Origin of the sequence: Brenneria alni, from assembly GCF_003666245.1 — a bacterium.
Taxonomy (GTDB): Bacteria; Pseudomonadota; Gammaproteobacteria; order Enterobacterales; family Enterobacteriaceae; genus Brenneria; species Brenneria alni.
The window spans coordinates 86,245-107,593 of record NZ_MJLZ01000006.1 but is presented as its reverse complement, the minus strand read 5'-3'; the positions used below and the strand labels follow the sequence as shown (position 1 = coordinate 107,593).

The 21,349-nt window shown below is 52.1% G+C and carries 18 protein-coding genes; 13 read left to right on the top strand and 5 right to left on the bottom strand.

The annotated features are described in order from the left end of the window. Nucleotides 1-157 precede the first annotated feature (157 nt). The 4 genes from manA (at nt 158) to add (ending at nt 5,223) form a co-directional block, all read left to right on the top strand. Nucleotides 158-1,330 (top strand): mannose-6-phosphate isomerase, encoded by a 1,173-nt coding sequence (gene manA / locus BIY29_RS04880; protein WP_121574027.1) that lies wholly within the window; start codon nt 158-160, stop codon nt 1,328-1,330. 67 nt (nt 1,331-1,397) lie between these two features. After that, nucleotides 1,398-2,942: a YdgA family protein gene (locus tag BIY29_RS04875; protein WP_121574026.1), complete on the top strand. Its 1,545-nt coding sequence runs from the start codon at nt 1,398-1,400 to the stop codon at nt 2,940-2,942. A gap of 101 nt (nt 2,943-3,043) precedes the next feature. Beyond that, nucleotides 3,044-4,021, top strand: a complete 978-nt coding sequence (locus tag BIY29_RS04870) for an arsenic resistance protein (RefSeq protein ID WP_121574025.1) — start codon at nt 3,044-3,046, stop codon at nt 4,019-4,021. Nucleotides 4,022-4,206: 185 nt separating this feature from the next. Next, a complete protein-coding gene (add, locus tag BIY29_RS04865) occupies nt 4,207-5,223 on the top strand; it encodes an adenosine deaminase (RefSeq protein WP_121574024.1) in 1,017 nt (338 codons plus the stop codon). Between the two features lie 309 nt (nt 5,224-5,532). On the opposite strand, the gene BIY29_RS04860 is transcribed toward add, so the two are convergent. The 5 genes from BIY29_RS04860 to BIY29_RS04840 form a co-directional block, all read right to left on the bottom strand. Beyond that, nucleotides 5,533-6,579 (bottom strand): oxidoreductase, encoded by a 1,047-nt coding sequence (locus BIY29_RS04860; protein WP_121574023.1) that lies wholly within the window; start codon nt 6,577-6,579, stop codon nt 5,533-5,535. A gap of 48 nt (nt 6,580-6,627) precedes the next feature. Beyond that, nucleotides 6,628-7,563 carry an arabinose operon transcriptional regulator AraC gene (gene araC / locus BIY29_RS04855; protein ID WP_121574022.1) on the bottom strand — a complete coding sequence of 312 codons (936 nt, stop codon included), beginning with the start codon at nt 7,561-7,563 and terminating at the stop codon, nt 6,628-6,630. A gap of 41 nt (nt 7,564-7,604) precedes the next feature. Beyond that, nucleotides 7,605-8,591 (bottom strand): L-arabinose ABC transporter permease AraH, encoded by a 987-nt coding sequence (gene araH, locus BIY29_RS04850; protein ID WP_121574021.1) that lies wholly within the window; start codon nt 8,589-8,591, stop codon nt 7,605-7,607. A gap of 18 nt (nt 8,592-8,609) precedes the next feature. Next, the gene (araG, locus tag BIY29_RS04845; RefSeq protein ID WP_121574020.1) at nt 8,610-10,133 is read right to left on the bottom strand and encodes an L-arabinose ABC transporter ATP-binding protein AraG; all 1,524 of its coding nucleotides are present in this window, start codon (nt 10,131-10,133) and stop codon (nt 8,610-8,612) included. A 106-nt stretch (nt 10,134-10,239) separates the two neighbouring features. Continuing rightward, the gene (locus BIY29_RS04840; RefSeq protein WP_121574019.1) at nt 10,240-11,223 is read right to left on the bottom strand and encodes an arabinose ABC transporter substrate-binding protein; all 984 of its coding nucleotides are present in this window, start codon (nt 11,221-11,223) and stop codon (nt 10,240-10,242) included. A gap of 373 nt (nt 11,224-11,596) precedes the next feature. Between BIY29_RS04840 and BIY29_RS04835 the strand changes: the two genes are divergently transcribed. The 9 genes from BIY29_RS04835 (at nt 11,597) to nth (ending at nt 21,295) form a co-directional block, all read left to right on the top strand. After that, nucleotides 11,597-13,282 (top strand): ribulokinase, encoded by a 1,686-nt coding sequence (locus tag BIY29_RS04835; protein ID WP_121574018.1) that lies wholly within the window; start codon nt 11,597-11,599, stop codon nt 13,280-13,282. Nucleotides 13,283-13,332: 50 nt separating this feature from the next. Next, on the top strand, nt 13,333-14,838 hold the full coding sequence (araA, locus tag BIY29_RS04830) for an L-arabinose isomerase (RefSeq protein ID WP_121574017.1): 1,506 nt from the start codon (nt 13,333-13,335) through the stop codon (nt 14,836-14,838). Nucleotides 14,839-15,174: 336 nt separating this feature from the next. Beyond that, complete coding sequence (gene rsxA / locus BIY29_RS04825) at nt 15,175-15,756, top strand: electron transport complex subunit RsxA (protein WP_121574016.1); 582 nt, start codon at nt 15,175-15,177, stop codon at nt 15,754-15,756. Next, nucleotides 15,756-16,334: an electron transport complex subunit RsxB gene (gene rsxB / locus BIY29_RS04820; protein ID WP_121574015.1), complete on the top strand. Its 579-nt coding sequence runs from the start codon at nt 15,756-15,758 to the stop codon at nt 16,332-16,334. The genes rsxA and rsxB overlap by 1 nt, the downstream gene beginning before the upstream one ends. Then, the gene (gene rsxC, locus BIY29_RS04815; RefSeq protein WP_121574014.1) at nt 16,327-18,270 is read left to right on the top strand and encodes an electron transport complex subunit RsxC; all 1,944 of its coding nucleotides are present in this window, start codon (nt 16,327-16,329) and stop codon (nt 18,268-18,270) included. Before rsxB ends, rsxC begins: the two co-directional genes overlap by 8 nt. Further along, complete coding sequence (rsxD, locus tag BIY29_RS04810) at nt 18,271-19,326, top strand: electron transport complex subunit RsxD (protein WP_121574013.1); 1,056 nt, start codon at nt 18,271-18,273, stop codon at nt 19,324-19,326. 9 nt (nt 19,327-19,335) lie between these two features. Next, nucleotides 19,336-19,965 (top strand): electron transport complex subunit RsxG, encoded by a 630-nt coding sequence (gene rsxG, locus BIY29_RS04805; protein WP_121574012.1) that lies wholly within the window; start codon nt 19,336-19,338, stop codon nt 19,963-19,965. Further along, nucleotides 19,962-20,663: an electron transport complex subunit E gene (locus BIY29_RS04800; RefSeq protein ID WP_121574011.1), complete on the top strand. Its 702-nt coding sequence runs from the start codon at nt 19,962-19,964 to the stop codon at nt 20,661-20,663. The genes rsxG and BIY29_RS04800 overlap by 4 nt, the downstream gene beginning before the upstream one ends. Then, the gene (gene nth / locus BIY29_RS04795) at nt 20,660-21,295 is read left to right on the top strand and encodes an endonuclease III (RefSeq protein WP_121574010.1); all 636 of its coding nucleotides are present in this window, start codon (nt 20,660-20,662) and stop codon (nt 21,293-21,295) included. The genes BIY29_RS04800 and nth overlap by 4 nt, the downstream gene beginning before the upstream one ends. Nucleotides 21,296-21,349: the final 54 nt, after the last annotated feature.

Here is a 21,349-nt window from a genome sequence, read left to right as displayed (position 1 = left end):
CTTTTTCTCCTTAGCCTTCTGAATGATGAATAGCCTTACACTGTCTGGAATAGTGACACATAAAACATTACCATGGTGTGAGCAGGTACGGTGTATTCATAACACATGGGTTTATTAGCTATTTTAATCAAAATGAACTTAACGTCAGGAAACCAACATGCAAAAAATGCTCAATCGTGTCCAGCACTACTCCTGGGGTAGCAAACACGCATTAACTGAGCTATATGGCATTGATAATCCTAACGATTTACCAATGGCTGAATTATGGATGGGCGCCCATCCGAAAAGCAGCTCTCATATCATTGATGCAAAAGGCAACGATCGTAATCTGCGGGAAGTGATTGCTGAGGATCCAGCCTTGCACCTGGGAGCAACCGTAGCGCAGCAATTCGGGGAATTACCCTTTTTATTTAAAGTGTTGTGCGCAGACCAGCCGCTTTCCATTCAGGTACACCCAAATAAATCTTCAGCAGAACAAGGCTTTGCGAAAGAAAATACCGCAGGTATCGCGCTGAATGCCGCTGAACGAAACTATAAAGATGCGAATCACAAGCCTGAATTGGTCTACGCACTGACCTCCTTTCAGGCGATGAATGGCTTTCGGGAATTATCTGAAATTGTCGCGCTATTACAACCAGTCGCCAACGCTCACCCCTCTATCACTGTTTTTTTACAGCAGCCAGACAGTAAAAATCTCTCCATGCTGTTTGCTAACCTGCTGAGTATCGACGGCATTCAAAAAAGCCATGCGCTGGGCGTATTAAAGGCCGCGCTGAACAGTCAGCACGGTGAACCCTGGGCAACCATTCGGGACATTACGCAGTTTTACCCCCACGACAGCGGTCTGTTCTCTCCGCTTTTGCTTAATGTGATTACGCTCAATCCCGGTGAAGCCATGTTTTTATATGCACAAACCCCTCACGCTTATTTAAACGGAGTCGCACTGGAAGTCATGGCGAATTCGGACAACGTGCTGCGGGCAGGCTTAACACCTAAGCACATTGATATTCCAGAGCTATTGGCCAACGTGAAATTTGAAGCCAAACCTGCGGCCCATTTATTGACAACCCCCAACAGGCATGGAAATGAGCTACGCTTTCCTATTCCTGTTGATGATTTTGCCTTTTCTGTGCATACCCTGAACGATGAACCAAAATCGATCAGCCAGCACAGCGCAGCCATCATTTTCTGCATTGATGGCAATGCGTTATTGCAAAAAGACCATGAGCAGCTCGGGCTTAAAGCGGGCGAATCCTGCTTTATTTCCGCCAATGAATCACCAGTAATGGTGCAAGGACAAGGGCGTATCGCCCGCGTGTTTAATCGGTAATAACCACCGGTACATACTCTCTCGCCCGGAAGAAGCTGGGCGCGTTTTTAAATAAGGATGAATAAAAATGAAGAAGTCATTAGTTGCCGTCAGCGTCATCATCGCTTTGGGAGCAGTCTGGAGCGGCGCTTCCTGGTACACCGGTAAACAATTGGCTCAGAATATTGATGAGGTTACCGACAACATCAATACGCAATTAAAAATGGCTTACCCAAACGCCGGTCTGAAATTAGTGTACCGTGACTATCAGGGTGGCGTTTTTAGCAGTAAATTTGCCTACGTTATGCAAGCCGATGGCTCCGCAAAAGGGCAACAAATCCTCGCCCCCGGTGAAGAAATTGTCTTCAATGAAACGTTTTCCCACGGCCCCTTCCCTTTGGCGCAGCTCAAAAAGTTTAATCTGGTTCCCACAATAGCGTCCGTACACGGTGAACTGGCGAATACCCCGCCGGTTAAACCGCTGTTCGACCTTACCCAAAATAAACCGTTTATCATCACCGAAGCGCACGTGCCTTACAGTGGCGACATCCATTTCAATGTGACGCTGCTTCCAATTGAGCATCAGGATAGCGATCGAAAAATGTCTTTCAACGGTGCCGATCTGCAATGGGTCACTCCCCGCGATCTGCGCAGCAACAAGCTATCCATAACCATGAATAACCTGCTGATGGAAAAGAAAAATCCCTGGGGAGAAAGGGAAAAAGTTGAAGTAAAAGACGTCGTCCTGAACAGCAATCATCATAAAGGAAAATTTGATATCAACTTAGGCGACGGCAATCTGACGATTAAGTCCCTGACGTTTACCGTAGAAGGTGAAGAACCGGTTACAGTGAGCAATTTTTCACTGCAAAGCGCCCTAACGGAAGATGATAAGAACCTGGCTGGCAATGTGACGCTGGCGTTGTCATTGGCTATCAGCGATCGTAATCTCGGCTCAGGGAATATGGCTATCGCGTTCTCGCAAATTGATGCTGAAGGCACTAAACGCTTTGTAACCAACTACCAGAAAAAAGTGCAACAGATTTTGCAAGACCCACAAAATATGAATCCGGATTCCTATCAGCAAGAACTGGCAATGGTTTTCCTGCAATATTTACCTGACTTGTTGAAGGGTAATCCGAACATCACCCTCTCTCCGCTCAGTTGGAAAAACAACAAAGGCGAAAGCACTTTCACGCTGGCCGTGGATTTGTCCGATCCTCTTCAGAACAGTGCAAAAGCAGCCGATCCATCCGCTTCAGATGAAGAAAAAATCATCCTCCAGTCTGTCAAAAAACTTGATGCTAAATTGAATGTACCCTTAGTTATGCTGGCAGAACTGATGGTTCAGGCCGGGCAACCGCCAGCAAACGATGCAGAGAGAGCACAGGCCGATAAAATGGCGCTGCAGCAGGTACAGATGATGGCAGGTATCGGTCAAATGAACCAGATTACCGTCACTAAAGACAATGCCATCACCAGTTCATTGCAGTATGCCGACGGTCAGGTTGATTTCAACGGCAACAAAATGCCATTGGCAGATTTCATTGCGCCGTTTATCACTATCCCCGACGAAAGCAATGAAGAGCTGCTCCCCAATGGGCAGGAACCCGCCGCTCCGCCCGCGCAGTAGCACCGAACATCAACAGATAAAGAAAAGCCTGTGGTAGCGGTATCGCCGCCACAGGCATTTTTCTCCGGTCTGAGTCTGTCTTTCCTGCTGAGAGATGTTGTATGCAAAAATTCAAAATATTCATGGAAGAACATCAGACCGCCATCTACTTTATCTCGGTGATAGCGGCGGTGTTGATTGCCCTGTTACTCCCCAAAACAGAAAAACTGGACGTGGCGATCAATCCTGCGCTGGCATTGATGCTCTTTGTCACTTTCTTACAGGTGCCATTAACGTCGCTGAAGCGTAGTTTTACTCAGGTACGGTTTCTTGCCGCCCTGCTGATTGCCAATTTTATCGTTATCCCGCTGTTCTTGGCCTGTCTTATTCCTTTTTTACCTCCCGACCCGCTTATCCGGCTTGGCATACTGCTGGTCTTACTCGCCCCATGCATTGACTACGTAGTGACATTCTCTCATCTCGGTCGTGCCGATGCCCCGCAGCTACTGGCCGCCACACCGGTGCTGCTTGTGGTGCAAATGCTGGCACTGCCGTTTTATCTAGGCCTGTTTCTCAGCCGGGATGCGGCTGAACGCATCCATATGGCGCCGTTTTTTCACGCGTTTATCTGGCTGATTGTCATTCCCTTGCTGCTTGCCGGGTTGGTTCAATGGGGGGCATCCCGTTCTCAGTCATTAAACACCATTGCCGATAAGCTTGGTTTTTTGCCCGTTCCCGCCACCGCGCTGGTGTTATTCGTGGTAGTGATTTCCGTCATTCCTCAGCTTAAAACCACGTGGTCTACCGTGCTGATAGCCATTCCGTTCTATATGGTGTTCGCGATCGTCGCGCCTGCCCTGGGGTGGGTAACGGGCAAGATTTTCCGCCTGGATACCGCTGGCGGCCGCGCCGTCGCCTTCAGTGCCGGGACACGAAATTCTCTGGTTGTTTTACCTCTGGCGTTGGCTATACCCGGTGCGATCCCGGTACTACCCGCCATTATCGTTACCCAGACATTGGTGGAGTTGTTAAGTGAACTGATTTATATCCGTGTTATCCCTAAGCTAACTGCACAGCCCCACTTACGTGAGGTTGAGTGAGTTATTGAGAGACACCCTGTCTCTTACTGAAAACTGATCAAAACGGCAACGTTTTGTCCTGTATCTGAAAATCTATTTCACTTTTTTTAGCAAAAAACGGTCATTAGCCGCCATTTTTTTTATACTTCACCGCACTTACGGGCTGTGACCCGGTTTACCGATCGACTATTTGCAAAGAGTACATCATGATTGACTTGCTACTCCCCCTTACGGATATTCACCGCCACCTGGATGGCAATATCCGGGCGCAGAGCATTCTGGAACTGGGTCTCCAGTTCAATATTGCGTTGCCCGCCAATGATCTGACATCACTGCGCCCTCACGTTCAAATCACTGAAAATGAGCCGGATTTGCTGAGTTTTTTGCAAAAACTGGATTGGGGCGTTGCCGTTCTGGGGTCATTGGATGCCTGCCGCCGCATTGCTTATGAAAATGTTGAAGATGCCGTCAACGCCGGGCTGGATTATGCAGAGCTTCGTTTCTCCCCCTACTATATGGCGATGAACCATCATCTGCCGATTGCCGGTGTGGTGGAAGCCGTGATTGATGGCGTGACTGCTGGTAGCCGCGATCATGACATTGATATCCGTCTGATTGGCATCCTAAGCCGCACCTTTGGTACTGATGCCTGCCAACAGGAGCTGGATGGCCTGCTGGCCCACCGCGATCACATCGTTGCCCTTGATCTGGCTGGTGATGAGCTGGGGTATCCCTGCGAGCTTTTTTCATCACACTTCAGACAAGCCCGTGACGCAGGCTGGCACATTACCGTACATGCAGGGGAAGCTGCCGGACCAGAGAGTATCTGGCAGGCCATCAATCAACTGAAAGCGGAGCGGATTGGTCACGGTGTGACGGCAATTATCGATACTGGGTTGATGACATACATGGCGGAAAACGGTATCGGTATTGAATCCTGCCTGACGTCCAATATCCAGACCAGTACGGTCGAGTCGCTGGATAAGCACCCGCTGCAACATTTTCTGCGTTATGGTATTCCCGCCACGATTAACACTGACGATCCTGCCGTACAGGGCATCGAAATCGGGCATGAGTATCAGGTTGCGGCGCCATTAGCCGGGTTAACCGCCAAAGAAACCCGGCAGGCGCAAGAAAACGGATTAACCATCGCGTTTATTAGTGAACAGGAAAAACGACAACTGCGAGAGAAGGTACGGCGTAAACGCGGAGCGGCGCAATAATTTAGTCACCATCAGAACGGCATTACAGTATTCACCTTCGCCTCAGACTATTGACAAAGCTCATTATTAGGGAGAGCGTGCTGAGGGGGCGTAGCGGTGTAAGCCGCCGACAAATTTGCCGGGAGCAAAATTTGAACAGCATTTATGCTGACCCGCAGGGTGGGACACAAGGATGTGTCCCATAATGGCCCCTCGGTACGCTAGCCCGGGTATCTCAGGCTTACAGGCGACTTTGTCAGCAAACTCAGGTGATCCCAAGATCGCCTGCTTAAACAAAACGCCAACTATCTGCGATAAGGACCGGCTGATCTAACCATTTTTCAGCGTCATCACTTTTCTCTGCTGGTGGGATGCTAATCCCACTTCAATCAGTTCCATGACCTGGATGGCCTGATGAACCGTTACCGGATTATCGCCCTTTCCGGTTAGTGCATCACGGATCGCCGCATAATAAGCCGGGTAGTTACCGGGTATCGTTGGCACGGCCTGCTCGGCCGCAATGCCATCATGATGCAGGGTCAACACGCCATCATGCCGATCTTGTCCCCAGTCAGCCTGTGGCGGACGCTCACCGGTTTTTAGCCGATCTTCCTGTCCATCAAGGCCGTATTTAACAAAGCTGCCGCGTGTACCATGAACGATGTAACGCGCCGAAGGGGCGGCCACCAGCATACTGGCATGTAATACCACCCGGCGTTGAGGGTAAATCAAGGTGGCGTGGAAATAGTCTATCGCCTTACTGCCGGGTCTTAGCTGCGCCATATCAACCTGAATCGCCACCGGTAAACCAAATAGCTGCAAAACCTGATCCAGCAAGTGCGGCCCTAAATCGTACCAGATACCACTTCCTTCACTGCCATCCTCACGCCAGCGCTGACGCACTTGAGGGCGGAACCGGTCAAAATGGGATTCCAGATAAACCACATCGCCTAACGAGCCAGTATGAAGTAACTGTTTTAGCGTCAGGAAATCGCTGTCCCAGCGGCGGTTATGGAATACCGAAAGTAGCCTACCCGTATGTTCCGCCACCATGCCTAATTCATATGCCTGTGACAACGTCACCGTGAAAGGTTTATCCACCACCACATGCTTACCCGCTTCCAGCGCCTGTTTTGCCAGCGGGAAATGGGTTCCATTAGGGGTTGGAATGACAATAAGATCGATATCAGGGTCGTTGAACAGCATTTGCGGGTCGCGTTCTACCCGCATTTTCGACCAGTCGGCATGAACTTTATCGGTATTACTGCTGGAGATCGCCACCAGCTCCATACCTGACGTCCCGGCGATAAGTGGTGCGTGGAACGTTTTACTTGCATAACCGTATCCCAGTAACCCAACACGAACGGTGTCACTCATACAGATTCCCCTCTGGCCGCGTTTAGTGGTGATATTGACCTCAGTATATCAAGTTCCGGGGATACTGGCTTCCCTCGCCCCCCACATCGGCGGGTCTGGTTTTTTGACTGACGGATAGTTGATTTCACTACTGCGGCGCCGGAAATCACTTGGGCTGACGCCCACTCGTTTACGGAACACCCGTGAAAAATAAAGCTGATCGTCATAACCGACCACCCTGCCAATATTGGCAATGGACTCCTGCGTCGTTTGTAACAGTAATTTGGCGCGGATCACCCGCTGATCTTCGCGCCAGCGCAAAATATTGATACCTACCTGCTCACGAAACAGATGCGCCAGCCGCGACGGCGACAGACAAACGTGCCGGGCAACCTCATCAATACGCAACTCCCCCGCCAGATTGCTGGTAATAAACTGGCAGGCTTCAATAATCCGGGGGTCCATAATTTTTTGCGGGCTCTGCGGATCTTCTTCCATCGCCCTCAATAGCAGGCGCTCAAGCAGGTTCATCCCCAGCTCCTCCGAGAATCGTCGCCCTGAACGCTGAGTTTGTTCAATATTGGCAAACAGCCGATCAAACTCCAGCAACAGTGAATTGTTCGGCAGGCTCAGGCGGCCCACACCGCAATTCCTGCTATGCCATTCCAGCCAGTCGGCCCAGTACGCACGCGGTCGGAAATACACCCAGCGGTGATACCAGCAGTCGCTATTAGGCGAACGCCCGTAAAAATGGGTTGATTTGGGCGGAAACAGCAGTAAATCGCCCGGATTACAATAAAAGGCATTATCACCATCAAAAACCTGTCCCTGTCCTTTGATGGTGAGATTAATGATATAGCCCTTCATGCCATCGGGACGATCGATAAAGAAGTCTAGCGGCCCGTCCGTCAGGATCGGCGTTAATCCGGCAACCAGGTAGGCGTTAAACGAGTAACCTGGCAGCAACGGATTAGACTGGGATTCATCTGCCACGCGGTGATACATCAAACCTCCGGAATACGCAGAAAAAAACGAATAAACCTGGCTTATACGCTCTTCTTCGCCAACTGTTTGTAACGGTCAAAGATAACCGCGGCCAGCAGAATCAAACCACGCACCACATATTGTGAGAACGGTGAAATATTCAGTAGGTTCATGGCATTTTCAACCGTCCCCAAAATCAGAACCCCGGCGACAACATAGGAAATTTTACCAATGCCGCCTTTCAATGAAACTCCGCCCAGCACACAGGCCGAAATCACGATCAGTTCATAACCAAGAGAGGTCATCGGCTGGCCGCTGGTCATACGTGATGCCAGAATGATGCCCGCAGCGGCGGATACCAGACCGGAAAGCGCGAAAATGATGATTTTCGTGCGCACCACAGGAACCCCCGCCAGACGGGCGGCTTCTTCATTTCCCCCTATCGCCAGCGTATTGCGCCCAAAGGTGGTTTTGTTCAGCAACAGTCCAAACAGCATCATACACGCCACGGTAATCCAGATAGGCGCGGGTAATCCCAGCCAGTTGGTATAGCCCAGCGCGAAGAAGCGCTCGTCTTCAATACCGACGGCTTTACCATCCGATATAATGTAAGCCAGGCCGCGGGCGATCTGCATGGTGGCCAGCGTAGTGATCAGGGCGTTAATTTTTAGGCGCGCAATAATAAAGCCGTTAACTAAACCGAATGCCGCGCCCAGCAATAACCCGGCACCCACGCCGATCCACAAACTTTCACTGATATTGATAACCACCGCCGTGGTCACGCCGGCGCAGGCAATAATAGACGCGACAGACAGGTCAAAATCCCCGGACGCCAGACAGAACAACATGCCGCAGGCCACCATGCCTGACATGGATATCGCCAGCCCCAATCCTTTCATATTGATAAAACTGGCAAAATTCGGCACAGAAATCGCACATCCAAGAAACAGTACGGCAAACACCACCAACATGCCGTAGTTATCCCAAACGCGGGACATCCCGTTACCGGTTTTCTTCTTCACCGAAGTCGCAGACGTAGCTGTTGACATTATTTGGCTCCTTTGCGGTTAGGCAACCGCAGGTTCGATATCGGGGGTTCGTAACATTGCCAGACTCAGCACTTTCTGCTCGGTGGCTTCATCGTGCAGAAGTTCGCCGGATACCGCGCCTTCACGCATCACAACGATGCGGTCAGCCAGGCCAAGCACTTCCGGCAGATCGCTGGAGGCAAACAGAACGGCGATGCCTTGCTTCGCCAGCGCATAAATGACGTGATAAATTTCATGCTTGGCGCCTACGTCAATCCCACGCGTTGGCTCGTCCAGCAAGATGACCTTCATCTCTTCTGATAACCAGCGGCCCAGAATGGTTTTCTGCTGGTTACCGCCGGAAAGATTCATCATCAGTTGTTCGTCTGAAGGGGTTTTAATGTTTAGCGACTGAATGCGGCGGGCCGCGTTTTCCTCTTCCCACGGGTTATTAATGATAAAGCCGGCCTTCAGGCTCTTGCGCCGTGCGCTGATGTTAATGTTGTCGCGCACCGAATGAACGGCGATAATCCCCTCCGCCTTGCGATCTTCCGGGCAAAGCATGACTCCCTGGCGGATCGCATCAATCGGGGAATTCACCACCAGTGGCTGGCCATCCAACAGCACCTGTCCGCTGGTGATTTTGGTCGCGCCGAATAACCCTTTCATCAGTTCGCTACGTCCGGCGCCCACCAGCCCGAACAACCCGACGATTTCCCCTTGCCGTACATGCAGTGAAATCGTTGACTTCACGCCCGGCGCCTTAACTTCCTGCAACGTCAGCCGTTCCTCGCCATGCGCACGAGGTGAATACCCGTAGATATCACCTAGGTTTCTCCCCACCATCGCCTGCACCAGCGATTCATGGTTCACCTGTCGCATATCCTCAAACGTGCGCACATAGCGGCCATCTTTAAACACCGTGATGGCGTCGCTCAACGCGAAAATTTCTTCCATACGGTGCGAAACATACAGAATGATCCGCCCTTCGCGGCGTAATTCAGCGATCACCCGGAACAGTTGTTCGATTTCACGGGCGGATAGCGAACTGGTCGGCTCATCAAAAGCAATAATTTTAGCGTTACGGGCCAGTGCTTTGGCGATTTCCACCATTTGCCACTGACCGATAGAAAGGTACTTGAGTGGTGTATCGGGATCGATATCCAGCCCCAGATGCTCAAGCTGCAATTTGGCCTCATAGCGCAGCAGCGAATAATTCACCATGCCGTACTTATGCGGTAACTGGCCGAGGTAAATATTCTCCGCCACCGTCATTTCCGGCACCAGATGCAATTCCTGATAAATAATGGCTACACCGGCATTCAGGGCATCCATCGTGTTGTTGAACTGCACCGGCTTACCCTGAATGTGAATTTCTCCGGCAGAAGGCAAATAGTTGCCGCTCAGGATTTTTAACAACGTTGATTTGCCCGCCCCGTTTTCCCCCATCAATGCATGGATCTGGCCTGCCTGACAGGAAAAGCTGATATCCGCCAGCGCTTTAACACCGGGAAATTCTTTACCAATACCATGAAACGACAAATAAGGTGACTGTGCCGTCATTTCCGTTTCCTCTTGGTTAACACGTTACCGCAGAAACGGCGGACATCCATGTCCTGCCGAAATCTGTTCAGTTAAGACCGGGATACACGGTTCTTGGTCACCGTGATTACATCAGCCCTTTTTTCTCCAGCTCGACCTTGAAGTTGTCACGGGTGATCAGCACGACGTCGGTGACTTCAGTGAATTTTTGCGGCTCCACGCCTTTAGTGATCCACTCATTGAGCATCTGGATACTTTTGTAGCCGTGGATATCCGGGCTTGGCAGCAGCGAACCGTAGAAGCCGGTTGCCTGTCCTTTCGACAGTTCACTGATCGCATCCACGCCGTTGATACCGATGCCAACCACATTGGACGCCTTGAAGCCCTGACCTTCTGTGGCACGCACCCCCCCCAGCACGGTGTTATCATTCATGCCGACAATCAGCCAGTTCTTCACTTTAGGATGTTGAACCAGCATAGAGTTGGCCGCGTCAAATGCCCCTGGGATATCATTGGATTTGGTTGGCACCTGATAGATTTGTTTTTCCGGGAAACCCGCCGCTTTTAACGCCGCCATCGAACCGGAGGTGCGACGGCGTGCGGTATCCAGTTCATTTGCCGTGATCGCCATAACCGCAGTTTCATCAACCTTCCAACCGCGTTTGTTCATTTCGTTCCACAGCTCCTGCCCCTGACGCTCGCCAATTTTGGTGGCGGCCATCATCACTAATGGAACGGTGTCCATTGGCTGGCCTTTGGCATTAACAAACTGGTCATCCACCGCGATCACTTTCAAATCATAACCACGCGCTTTGGCGACAATAGCAGGCCCTAATTTCGGGTCAGGCGTACAAATCACGAAACCTTTCGCCCCGCTGGCCGCCAGGCTATCAATCGCATTAAGGGTTTTTTCGCCATCGGGGACGGCGATTTTGATAACGTCAAAACCGAGATCTTTTCCTGCCTTATCAGCAAATTTCCATTCTGTCTGGAACCAGGGTTCTTCTGGCTGTTTAACCAGAAATCCCAGTTTCATGGTTTCGGCGATAGCCGATTGTGACATAAGCGCAGTCAGCCCAATCGTTACCAGCGCCTTAGTGAATTTATGCATGATGTTCTCCGGTATATTTATCTTTTTACACGCCAGAGGATCTTGGGAGTGTAATCGTTTCCAGCAGGGTATTTCCGGTCTGGATAAAGAAAAAACACAGAGTTAGTGCAAGTCCTTTACGCAGCAGCATTCAGACGTTGTATGTTTTAGCTGTTATTTTCGCCAAGAATATAGAGCGTTATCACATAGCGGAACAACGACAGGTTTGTGCATATATCCAGCGAATTTAACCAGCCGTTAACTTTTGACGAACCTCACAAAATGACGACGGGCGGCAGAAAAATACATACATCCAGCTAACCGTTCCTCACGCCCCCGCGTATCCCTGTCTATCGTAAACAGCAATAAAGACAGGATGAGCAGGAGCAAAGAAATGAGTGCGGATGCGATTACGATTGGCCTCGACTTTGGCAGCGATTCGGTACGCGCCTTAGCCGTTGACTGTCAAACCGGGCAAGAATTAGCAACAGATGTGGTTTATTACCCCCGCTGGCGCGAAGAAAAATATTGCCAACCGGCGAATAACCAATTCCGACACCATCCTCTGGATTATATTGAATCACTGGAACAGGCTATTCGTGCCGTGGTGGAACGCCTGACCGCCGGGCAGCGTCAACAGGTCTTCGGCATCGGTGTCGATTCAACCGGCTCCACACCGGCCCCGATTGATCAACAGGGTAACATTCTGGCATTACGCCCTGAATTCGCCGACAACCCCAATGCCATGTTTGTGCTGTGGAAAGATCACACGGCGATAGAGGAATCGGAAGCGATTACCACGCTGTGCCGCAGTGGTCAGTTTGCCGATTACACTCGTTATATCGGCGGGGTATACTCCTCTGAATGGTTCTGGGCAAAAATACTCCACTTATCACGTGAAGATGCCGCCGTCCGTCAGGCTGCGGTGTCCTGGGTCGAACTGTGCGACTGGGTGCCCGCCCTGCTCTCTGGCACCCACGCCCCCCATGACATCAAACGTGGCCGTTGCAGCGCCGGGCATAAATCGCTCTGGCACCCTGACTGGGGCGGTGTGCCGCCAAAAGCGTTCTTGCACGCGCTCGATCCCTGTCTGACCGAAAATCTGCACTACCCTCTGTTTACCGACACCTGGACAGCCGATCTGCCCGTCGGCACTCTCACGCCCGAATGGGCGAAACGGCTCGGCCTGCCAGAAACGGTGGTTATCTCAGGCGGGGCATTTGACTGCCATGTCGGCACCGTTGGCGCAGGGGCGCAGCCCTATACGCTGGTTAAAGTGATCGGCACGTCAACCTGCGACATCCTGATTGCCGATGAAGCACGCATTGGCGATCGGGCGATCAAGGGGATCTGCGGTCAGGTCGATGGCAGCGTGGTGCCCGGCTATATCGGGCTGGAGGCCGGACAGTCCGCCTTTGGCGATATGTACGCCTGGTTTGGCCGACTGTTAAACTGGCCGCTACAGCAAGCGGCCAACGATCACCCGCAGCTCAAGCCACAGTTGCAGGCTACAGAGGCCAGATTGCTTGAGCGGCTCACTCAGGCCTGGGCTGAAAATCCGACCCTGGATCATCTGCCGGTGGTACTTGACTGGTTTAATGGCCGCAGAACACCTTTCGCCAACCAGCGGTTAAAAGGCGTCATCACCGATCTCAATCTGGGTACGGATGCTCCCACCCTGTTTGGCGGATTTATTGCCGCCACGGCCTTTGGCGCCCGCGCCATTATGGAGTGTTTTGAACAACAGGGCGTTCCGGTTGAGAACATTCTGGCGCTCGGCGGCATCGCCCGGAAGTCCCCCACCATCATGCAGGTCTGTACCGATGTGATGAACCGTCCCTTGCAAATTGTGGCGTCCGACCAGTGCTGTGCGCTGGGGGCGGCCATCTTCGCCGCCGTCGCCGCGGGTGTTCATGCCGATATCCCAACCGCACAGCACCATATGTCCAGCCGTATTGAGCGAACATTACTGCCAGATAGCCGACGCGTCGCACACTACCAACGGCTTTACCAACGTTATCAACAGTGGTGCCGTCTGGCCGAACCGGCTTACAACGCGAAGCGCAACGCTGATGCTTAATCACCGGTCAATTTTCATTCTCTTCCCGCCGGGAATAAACAGGAGTCATCATGGATCATTTTAAACCGCTTGAAGTCTGGTTTGTTATTGGCAGCCAGCCTCTTTATGGGCCAGAAACCTTACGTCAGGTAAAAGAGAATGCGGAATGCGTTGTCGCCGGTCTGAATCAGCAAGCAGCTCTGCCGGTAAAACTGGTACTTAAACCACTGGTAAAAACACCGGACGAAATTATCTCGCTGTGTCGTGACGCCAACTATCAGGATAGCTGTATCGGCCTGCTCACCTGGCTGCACACTTTCTCTCCCGCCAAGATGTGGATCGGTGGGCTTAGTCTTCTTAACAAGCCGCTATTGCAATTTCATACGCAGTTCAACGCGGAAATTCCGTGGGATACCATGGATATGGATTTTATGAACCTGAACCAGACCGCGCACGGTGGCCGGGAATTTGGCTTCATTGGCGCACGAATGCGTCTGCCGCATCAGGTTATTGTTGGTCACTGGCAGGATAGACATGCCCATGAACGCATCGCCAAATGGATGAGGGTGGCGGCCGCCATTCAGGAAAGTAAACGGCTGAAAATTGCCCGTTTTGGCGACAACATGCGCGAAGTGGCGGTGACGGAGGGTGATAAGGTCAGTGCGCAGATTCAGTTCGGTTATTCCGTCAGCGCCTGGGGGCTGGGTGATTTGACCAGCGAGGTTGATGCCGTCGCCAAAGGCGATATCAATACGCTGGTTGAAGAGTATGAAGCCAGCTATCACTTAACGGATGCCGTAAAACTTCATGGCCCCAACCGTCAAAACCTGCTGGATGCAGCACAAATTGAACTGGGTATGCGGCGTTTTCTGGAACAAGGCGGCTATAAAGCTTTCACCACAGATTTTGAAAATCTGTGTGGGCTGAAGCAGTTGCCCGGTCTGGCGGTACAGCGCCTGATGCAGCAAGGCTATGGTTTCGGCGGCGAAGGCGACTGGAAAACCGCTGCTTTGTTGCGCATCATGAAAGTCATGGCCGACGGATTACAGGGTGGTACGTCGTTTATGGAGGATTACACCTACCACTTCCAGAGCGGTAACAATTTGGTCGTGGGTTCCCATATGCTGGAAGTGTGCCCCAGCATTGCGAAAGAACAGAAACCCAGTGTGGATGCACAGCATCTGGGCATTGGCGGCAAAGCCGATCCTGCCCGTCTGATTTTCTCCACGCCTGCCGGTCTCTCCCTCAATGCCAGCGTTATCGATATGGGGGATCGTTTCAGAATGCTGGTTAATCTGGTGGATGCCATCGAACAGCCCCGCCCATTACCCAGACTGCCCGTCGCACGCGCCATCTGGCAAGCCCAACCATCTCTGGAGGTGGCGGCTGAAGCCTGGATTTTAGCCGGTGGGGCGCATCATACGGTATTCAGCCAGGCATTGGATGTGGATTATATGCGTCTATACGCTGAAATGCAGAATATTGAATTACTGGTGATCGACAATGATACCCGGCTCCCTGATTTCAAAGACGCGCTGCGCTGGAACGAGGTGTACTACAAACTCTGTGGCTGTTGATACGGTCATACTGTGACGGGCGACTCCGGTCGCCCGCCTTGCCGCTTTCTGCACCCATTGCTTAAAATACTTATTGATTTAGCATGTGTTCCCAAATCGGTATGGCATTATGTGGTGTAATCAATACGGCGACGGTGCTGCAACATCGAAAATAGTTATGCATATTCAATCTTTTTGAACTCCCTCCGCCATCACCGCCTGATGACCTTTCCGTTTCTTTATATTGGTTCGGATATCAGATCTACCCAGTTTTTCATCTATATCCCTACATTGGGTATGTTGTCGAAAGCCTGACAATACCCGATAATATGCAGGTTTTGTTTTTTAGGCATAGTAATGACCGAATACGCACTGTTATTTGTTAGCGCCCTCCTGGTGAACAATTTCGTTTTAGTGAAATTCCTGGGGCTGTGTCCGTTTATGGGTGTTTCCAAAAAATTGGAAACGGCCATTGGCATGGGGTTGGCCACCACCTTCGTGATGACGCTTGGCTCCATGTTCTCATGGATAATCAACGAATTTATCCTGGTGCCGCTCAATATCGTCTACCTGCGAACGATGGCTTTCATTCTGGTACTGGCCGTAGTGGTACAGTTTTCCGAACTGGTGGTGCGTAAAACCAGCCCGGAGCTTTACCGTTTGCTGGGTATTTTCCTGCCGCTGATTACCACCAATTGCGCCGTATTAGGGGTTGTGTTACTCAATGTCAATATGTCGCATGGTTTTCTGCAATCAACCATCTATGGTTTCGGGGCAGCAGCCGGTTTTTCTTTTGTTATGGTGCTGTTTGCCGCCATCCGCGAGCGCCTTACCGTTTCTGACGTTCCCGCCCCTTTTCGCGGCTCCTCAATCGCCCTCATTACCGCCGGGTTGATGTCGCTGGCGTTTATGGGCTTTACCGGACTGGTGAAATTCTGATGACGGCTATTTGGATCGCCATCGCGGCGCTCAGTTCGCTCGCCCTGTTTTTCGGTTTAGTCCTCGGCTATGCCTCACGCCGTTTTCAGGTGGAGGAAGATCCTGTGGTTGAGCAGGTTGAAGCCATGTTGCCACAGAGCCAGTGCGGCCAGTGCGGCTATCCCGGCTGCCGACCTTATGCCGAAGCCGTGTCCCTGAATGGAGAAAGCATCAATAAATGTGTGCCCGGTGGCGAAGCGGTGATGCTGAAACTGGCTGAAAAGCTAAATATTGACCCGCAGCCGCTTGATGAGGACAGTTCTGCGCGGCATCCCGAACGAAAAGTTGCCTGGATTGACGAAAGCAACTGTATTGGCTGTACAAAATGCATTCAGGCTTGCCCGGTCGATGCCATTATCGGCAGTACCAAAGCGGTGCATACCGTTGTCAGTGATTTATGCACTGGCTGCGATCTGTGCGTCTCTCCTTGCCCCACGGATTGTATTGAACTGCGGCCTATCGTCCCGACGCCCGCAACCTGGAAATGGGATCTCAACACCATTCCGGTACGCGTTATTCAAGTAGAACACCATGTTTAAGCTGTTTACCGTTATAAAAAGATTTTCAACGTCGCCTGCAACGGCCCGCGGGGAAACGGGCAGGACGCCTGTTATAACAAAAGAGAGGATTTGGGATTTTAATGGTGGAATTCATCCACCGGAAATGAAAACGCAATCCAGTCAGATTCCGTTACGCGTCATACCGCTGCCGGAACAGTTTATTATTCCGCTCAAACAGCATCTCGGGCCGGAAGGCGAACTGTGCGTAAAGGCTGGCGATAAGGTATTGCGTGGTCAGCCTCTCACGCTGGGTAAAGGCAGAACATTACCCGTCCATGCGCCGACATCAGGCACGGTAAGCGCCATTCGCCAGCACATGACGGCACATCCTTCCGCTTTGCCTGAATTGAGCGTGATCCTCGCCCCCGATGGGGAAGACCGTTGGTGTGAACGCCATCCCCTCAGCGATTATCTCACTCGGTCTGTGGATACCCTGCTTACTCACTTGCATCAGTCGGGCATTGCAGGCTTAGGCGGCGCTGGTTTTCCTACTGCGGCCAAACTACAGGGCGGTCTGCGCGGTATTGAAACGCTGATCATCAATGCCGCCGAGTGTGAACCCTATATTACCGCCGATGACCGATTGATGCAGGAGCACGCCGATGAAATCCTCCAGGGCATCGATATTCTCGCCTACCTGTTGCAGCCACAACGTATCCTGATTGGTATTGAAGATAATAAGCCAGAAGCCATAGCGGCGCTGCAACAGGCGTTGAACTCGCGTTCGGATATCCATTTACGCGTTATTCCCACCAAATATCCGTCTGGCGGCGCCAAACAGCTCACCAAAATTTTAACCGGCAAAGAAGTTCCCTTTGGTAAACACTCCGCCGCCATTGGCATACTGATGCAAAATGTCGGCACTGCCTTTGCCATCAAACGCGCCATTATTGATGGCGAACCGCTGACCGAACGGGTAGTGACGCTGACAGGCGAAGCATTGCGTCAGCCAGGCAATGTATGGGCCAGATTGGGCACCCCTGTTAGCCATTTACTGAAACACGCCGGGTTCCACATCAATCAACAACAGCCAATGGTGATTATGGGCGGCCCGTTGATGGGTTTCACGCTGCCTTCACTGGATGTCCCCATCGTCAAAATCAGCAACTGTATTCTTGCGCCGTCACATGCAGAGATAGAACCCGTCGCTGAGGAGCAATCCTGCATCCGCTGTAGCAAATGCGCCGATGCTTGTCCGGCGGGGTTACTACCTCAGCAATTGTACTGGTTTAGTCGTGGACAAGAACATGAAAAAGCGCGCGATCATCATCTGTTTGACTGCATTGAATGCGGTGCCTGCGCCTATGTTTGTCCCAGTAATATCCCGTTGGTGCAGTATTACCGGCAGGAAAAGGCGGAAATTCGGGTAATAGATGAAGAAGGCCTGCGCGCCGCGCAGGCCAAAGCCCGCTTTGAGGCCAAGCAAGCACGTCTTGAACGTGAAAAGCAGGCGCGGGAACAGCGTCATAAGCAGGCTGCCGCCGGTGTTACAGACAGTGACAGGCAAGCCGTACAAGCCGCGCTGGATAGAGTACGCCGCCAGCAGACAACGGCTCAACCGGTTATTGAGATCGCGTCAGGCCAGCAACCGGATAACAGCGCGGTTATTGCCGCCCGTGCCGCCCGCAAGGCACAGGCACGGGCCAATCAGACGGTATCCGCCGAAGCCAGGCCTGATATTGTCGTCGATCCACGCAAAGCCGCCGTTGCCGAGGCCATTGCGCGAGTGAAAGCCCGCAAGGCGGCACAGCAGGCCGAAGCGAACGGCGAAACCCCGGTGGCGTCACCACCGGAAACCAGCAACGGCTCGGCTGAGGCGCCGGTTGATCCACGCAAAGCCGCCGTTGCCGCGGCTATTGCGCGAGTGAAAGCCCGCAAGGCGGCACAGGCTTCATCGACGTCTCCAGAGGAATAAATGGCTTTCAAGATTGCGAGTTCACCTTTTACGCATAATCAGCAGCGCACTCAGCGCATCATGTTGCTGGTGATCATTGCCTGTATTCCCGGCATGTTGGCACAGTATTATTTCTTTGGTTATGGCTCACTGATTCAGGTTTTTCTGGCGGTGGTTACCGCGTTGATTGCCGAATCAGTGACATTGTCACTTAGAAAATTCAACGTTCGCACCATACTGGCCGACAATTCGGCTTTATTGACCGGTATTTTGCTCGGTATCAGTTTGCCGCCTCTGGCGCCCTGGTGGATGGTGGTCATAGGCACCGCGTTTGCCATTGTGATTGCCAAACAACTCTATGGCGGGCTGGGGCAAAATCCGTTTAACCCGGCCATGATAGGTTATGTCGTGTTGCTGATTTCGTTTCCGGTTCAGATGACGAGCTGGCTGCCTCCCACGCCGCTTCAGAGCCTTCCCGTCGGTTTCTACGACGCGCTGCTGACCATCTTCACCGGGCATACGCCTTCAGGGCATTCGGTACAACAACTGATGCTAACGGTTGATGGCGTCAGTCAGGCAACTCCGCTGGATACGTTCAAAACGGCGTTACGCTCAGGCCATCAGCCAGAATATATTCTTCAGCAACCCTTATTTTCCGGCGCTATTGCCGGTGTTGGCTGGCAGTGGGTTAACATCGGCTTTCTGATCGGCGGTCTGTTCCTGTTGCTACGGGGAACTATCCGCTGGCATATCCCCGCCAGTTTTCTGCTTACGCTGATGTTGTGCGCTTTACTGGGCTGGATGCTGTCACCAGAAAAATGCGCGCCGCCGCTGCTACATCTGTTCTCCGGCGCCACTATGCTGGGCGCGTTCTTTATCGCCACCGACCCGGTCACCGCCTCTACCACCAATAAAGGCCGCCTGATTTTCGGCGCTCTGACGGGGCTATTGGTCTGGTTGATCAGAACCTACGGCGGTTATCCTGACGGGATTGCCTTTGCGGTATTGCTGGCAAATATTACCGTGCCGCTGATTGATTATTACACCAAGCCTCGCGCTTACGGCCACCATCGCTAAGGAGTTATCATGTTTTCCACGATGCGCCGCCATGCGGTGACGTTGGCGCTTTTCGCAGCCTGTACCACCGCGCTTACCGCAGTGGTCAACAGCTTGACGGCGCCGACCATTGCGCAACAGACGGCGCTACAGCAAAAAAGGTTGTTGGATCAGGTTGTTCCTGCCGACAGGTATAATAATGACATACAGCAAGAATGTTACATTGTCACCGATAAATCGCTGGGTTCTGCTTCCCCACACCGGGTGTTCATTGCTCGCAACGACGGCGAACCGGTGGCGGCGGCGGTAGAAAGTACCGCGCCGGATGGCTATTCAGGCGTTATCTCCTTGCTGATTGGTGCGGATTTCAATGGTAACGTGCTGGGTGTTCGGGTTACCGAACATCATGAAACGCCAGGATTAGGTGATAAAATCGATGTCCGTATTTCAGACTGGATTACGCGCTTTAGCGGTCAAACCGTGCAAAATAGTAATGATGCTCGCTGGGCGGTCAAAAAAGAAGGTGGCATGTTTGATCAGTTTACCGGTGCAACCATTACGCCGCGTGCGGTAATCAACAGCGTAAAACGCAGTGCGCTATACCTGAAAACGCTGCCATCCCAGCTTAGTTCCCTGCCCCTGTGTGGAGAGAATCAATGAGTGAAGCCAAACATCTTCTGATCCAGGGATTATGGAAAAACAATTCCGCACTGGTGCAGTTGCTCGGGCTTTGTCCCCTGCTGGCGGTTTCATCAACCGCCACCAACGCCCTGGGATTAGGACTGGCAACGACGTTGGTGCTGATCCTCACCAATGTTGCCGTTTCGGCGCTACGGCGCTGGGCCCCTGCTGAAATCCGTATTCCAATTTACGTCATGCTGATCGCCGCAGTGGTCAGTACGGTACAGATGCTGATCAATGCGTATGCCTACGGGTTATACCAGTCACTGGGTATTTTTATTCCTCTGATCGCCACCAACTGTATCGTTATCGGTCGTGCAGAGGCGTTTGCCTCTAAAAATCCGATGGGACTTTCGGCGCTGGATGGACTGGCAATGGGACTGGGAGCCACCAGCGCCCTGTTTGTATTAGGCTCGTTGCGCGAGCTTGTGGGTAACGGCACACTGTTTGACGGTGCGGATTTGCTGTTGGGGGACTGGGCTAAAGCGCTACGTATTGAAGTTATTCATCTGGACTCGCCGTTCCTGCTCGCCATGCTTCCTCCCGGCGCCTTTATCGGACTGGGGCTGATGCTGGCGGCTAAATATCTGATTGATGAAAAAATGAAGCAGCGCAAAGCCAGGGTGGCCGCAGAAATAAAATCCACGTCCGCGGGGGTGGCTGGGGAAACGTTATGAATAAGCAAAAAAGGATTGAGATTTTAAGCAGGCTGCGTACGAATGACCCGCACCCCACAACTGAACTGAAATTCACCACACCGTTTGAATTGTTGATTGCGGTTTTACTTTCCGCGCAGGCAACCGATGTCAGCGTCAATAAAGCCACCGCAAAGCTCTACCCCGTTGCCAATACGCCAGAGGCCATGCTCGCTCTCGGCGTTGAGGGCATAAAAGCGTACATCAAGACCATCGGCCTGTTTAACAGTAAAGCGGAAAATGTGATTAAAACCTGCCGCATACTTATCGAACGGCATAATGGTCAGGTGCCGGAAGACCGTGCGGCGCTGGAAGCCTTGCCCGGCGTGGGACGTAAAACCGCCAATGTTGTGCTCAATACGGCTTTTGGCTGGCCGACCATTGCCGTTGATACGCATATTTTTCGCGTCAGTAACCGCACGGGCTTTGCGCCAGGCAAAAACGTTGAACAAGTTGAAGAAAAGCTGCTTAAGGTGGTGCCGGCTGAATTTAAGGTTGATTGCCACCACTGGCTGATCCTGCACGGACGGTACACCTGCATTGCCCGTAAGCCCCGCTGTGGCGCCTGCCTGATTGAAGATCTGTGCGAATACAAAGATAAAGTCTACGCATAGACTATCAGCGCCTTATCATCCCTGCGTACAAAAACATTTTGTACGCAGGGATGG

Excerpts from the sequence above, each read along its gene's own strand:
- rsxA (WP_121574016.1), top strand. The coding sequence starts at position 15,175 with ATGACCGAATACGCACTGTTATTTGTTAGCGCCCTCCTGGTGAACAAT.
- manA (WP_121574027.1), top strand. The coding sequence starts at position 158 with ATGCAAAAAATGCTCAATCGTGTCCAGCACTACTCCTGGGGTAGCAAA.
- BIY29_RS04875 (WP_121574026.1), top strand. The coding sequence starts at position 1,398 with ATGAAGAAGTCATTAGTTGCCGTCAGCGTCATCATCGCTTTGGGAGCA.
- araG (WP_121574020.1), bottom strand. The coding sequence starts at position 10,133 with ATGACGGCACAGTCACCTTATTTGTCGTTTCATGGTATTGGTAAAGAA.
- nth (WP_121574010.1), top strand. The coding sequence starts at position 20,660 with ATGAATAAGCAAAAAAGGATTGAGATTTTAAGCAGGCTGCGTACGAAT.
- add (WP_121574024.1), top strand. The coding sequence starts at position 4,207 with ATGATTGACTTGCTACTCCCCCTTACGGATATTCACCGCCACCTGGAT.
- BIY29_RS04835 (WP_121574018.1), top strand. The coding sequence starts at position 11,597 with ATGAGTGCGGATGCGATTACGATTGGCCTCGACTTTGGCAGCGATTCG.
- BIY29_RS04800 (WP_121574011.1), top strand. The coding sequence starts at position 19,962 with ATGAGTGAAGCCAAACATCTTCTGATCCAGGGATTATGGAAAAACAAT.
- rsxC (WP_121574014.1), top strand. The coding sequence starts at position 16,327 with ATGTTTAAGCTGTTTACCGTTATAAAAAGATTTTCAACGTCGCCTGCA.
- BIY29_RS04860 (WP_121574023.1), bottom strand. The coding sequence starts at position 6,579 with ATGAGTGACACCGTTCGTGTTGGGTTACTGGGATACGGTTATGCAAGT.
- araH (WP_121574021.1), bottom strand. The coding sequence starts at position 8,591 with ATGTCAACAGCTACGTCTGCGACTTCGGTGAAGAAGAAAACCGGTAAC.
- rsxD (WP_121574013.1), top strand. The coding sequence starts at position 18,271 with ATGGCTTTCAAGATTGCGAGTTCACCTTTTACGCATAATCAGCAGCGC.
- araA (WP_121574017.1), top strand. The coding sequence starts at position 13,333 with ATGGATCATTTTAAACCGCTTGAAGTCTGGTTTGTTATTGGCAGCCAG.
- rsxG (WP_121574012.1), top strand. The coding sequence starts at position 19,336 with ATGTTTTCCACGATGCGCCGCCATGCGGTGACGTTGGCGCTTTTCGCA.
- rsxB (WP_121574015.1), top strand. The coding sequence starts at position 15,756 with ATGACGGCTATTTGGATCGCCATCGCGGCGCTCAGTTCGCTCGCCCTG.
- BIY29_RS04870 (WP_121574025.1), top strand. The coding sequence starts at position 3,044 with ATGCAAAAATTCAAAATATTCATGGAAGAACATCAGACCGCCATCTAC.
- BIY29_RS04840 (WP_121574019.1), bottom strand. The coding sequence starts at position 11,223 with ATGCATAAATTCACTAAGGCGCTGGTAACGATTGGGCTGACTGCGCTT.
- araC (WP_121574022.1), bottom strand. The coding sequence starts at position 7,563 with ATGTATCACCGCGTGGCAGATGAATCCCAGTCTAATCCGTTGCTGCCA.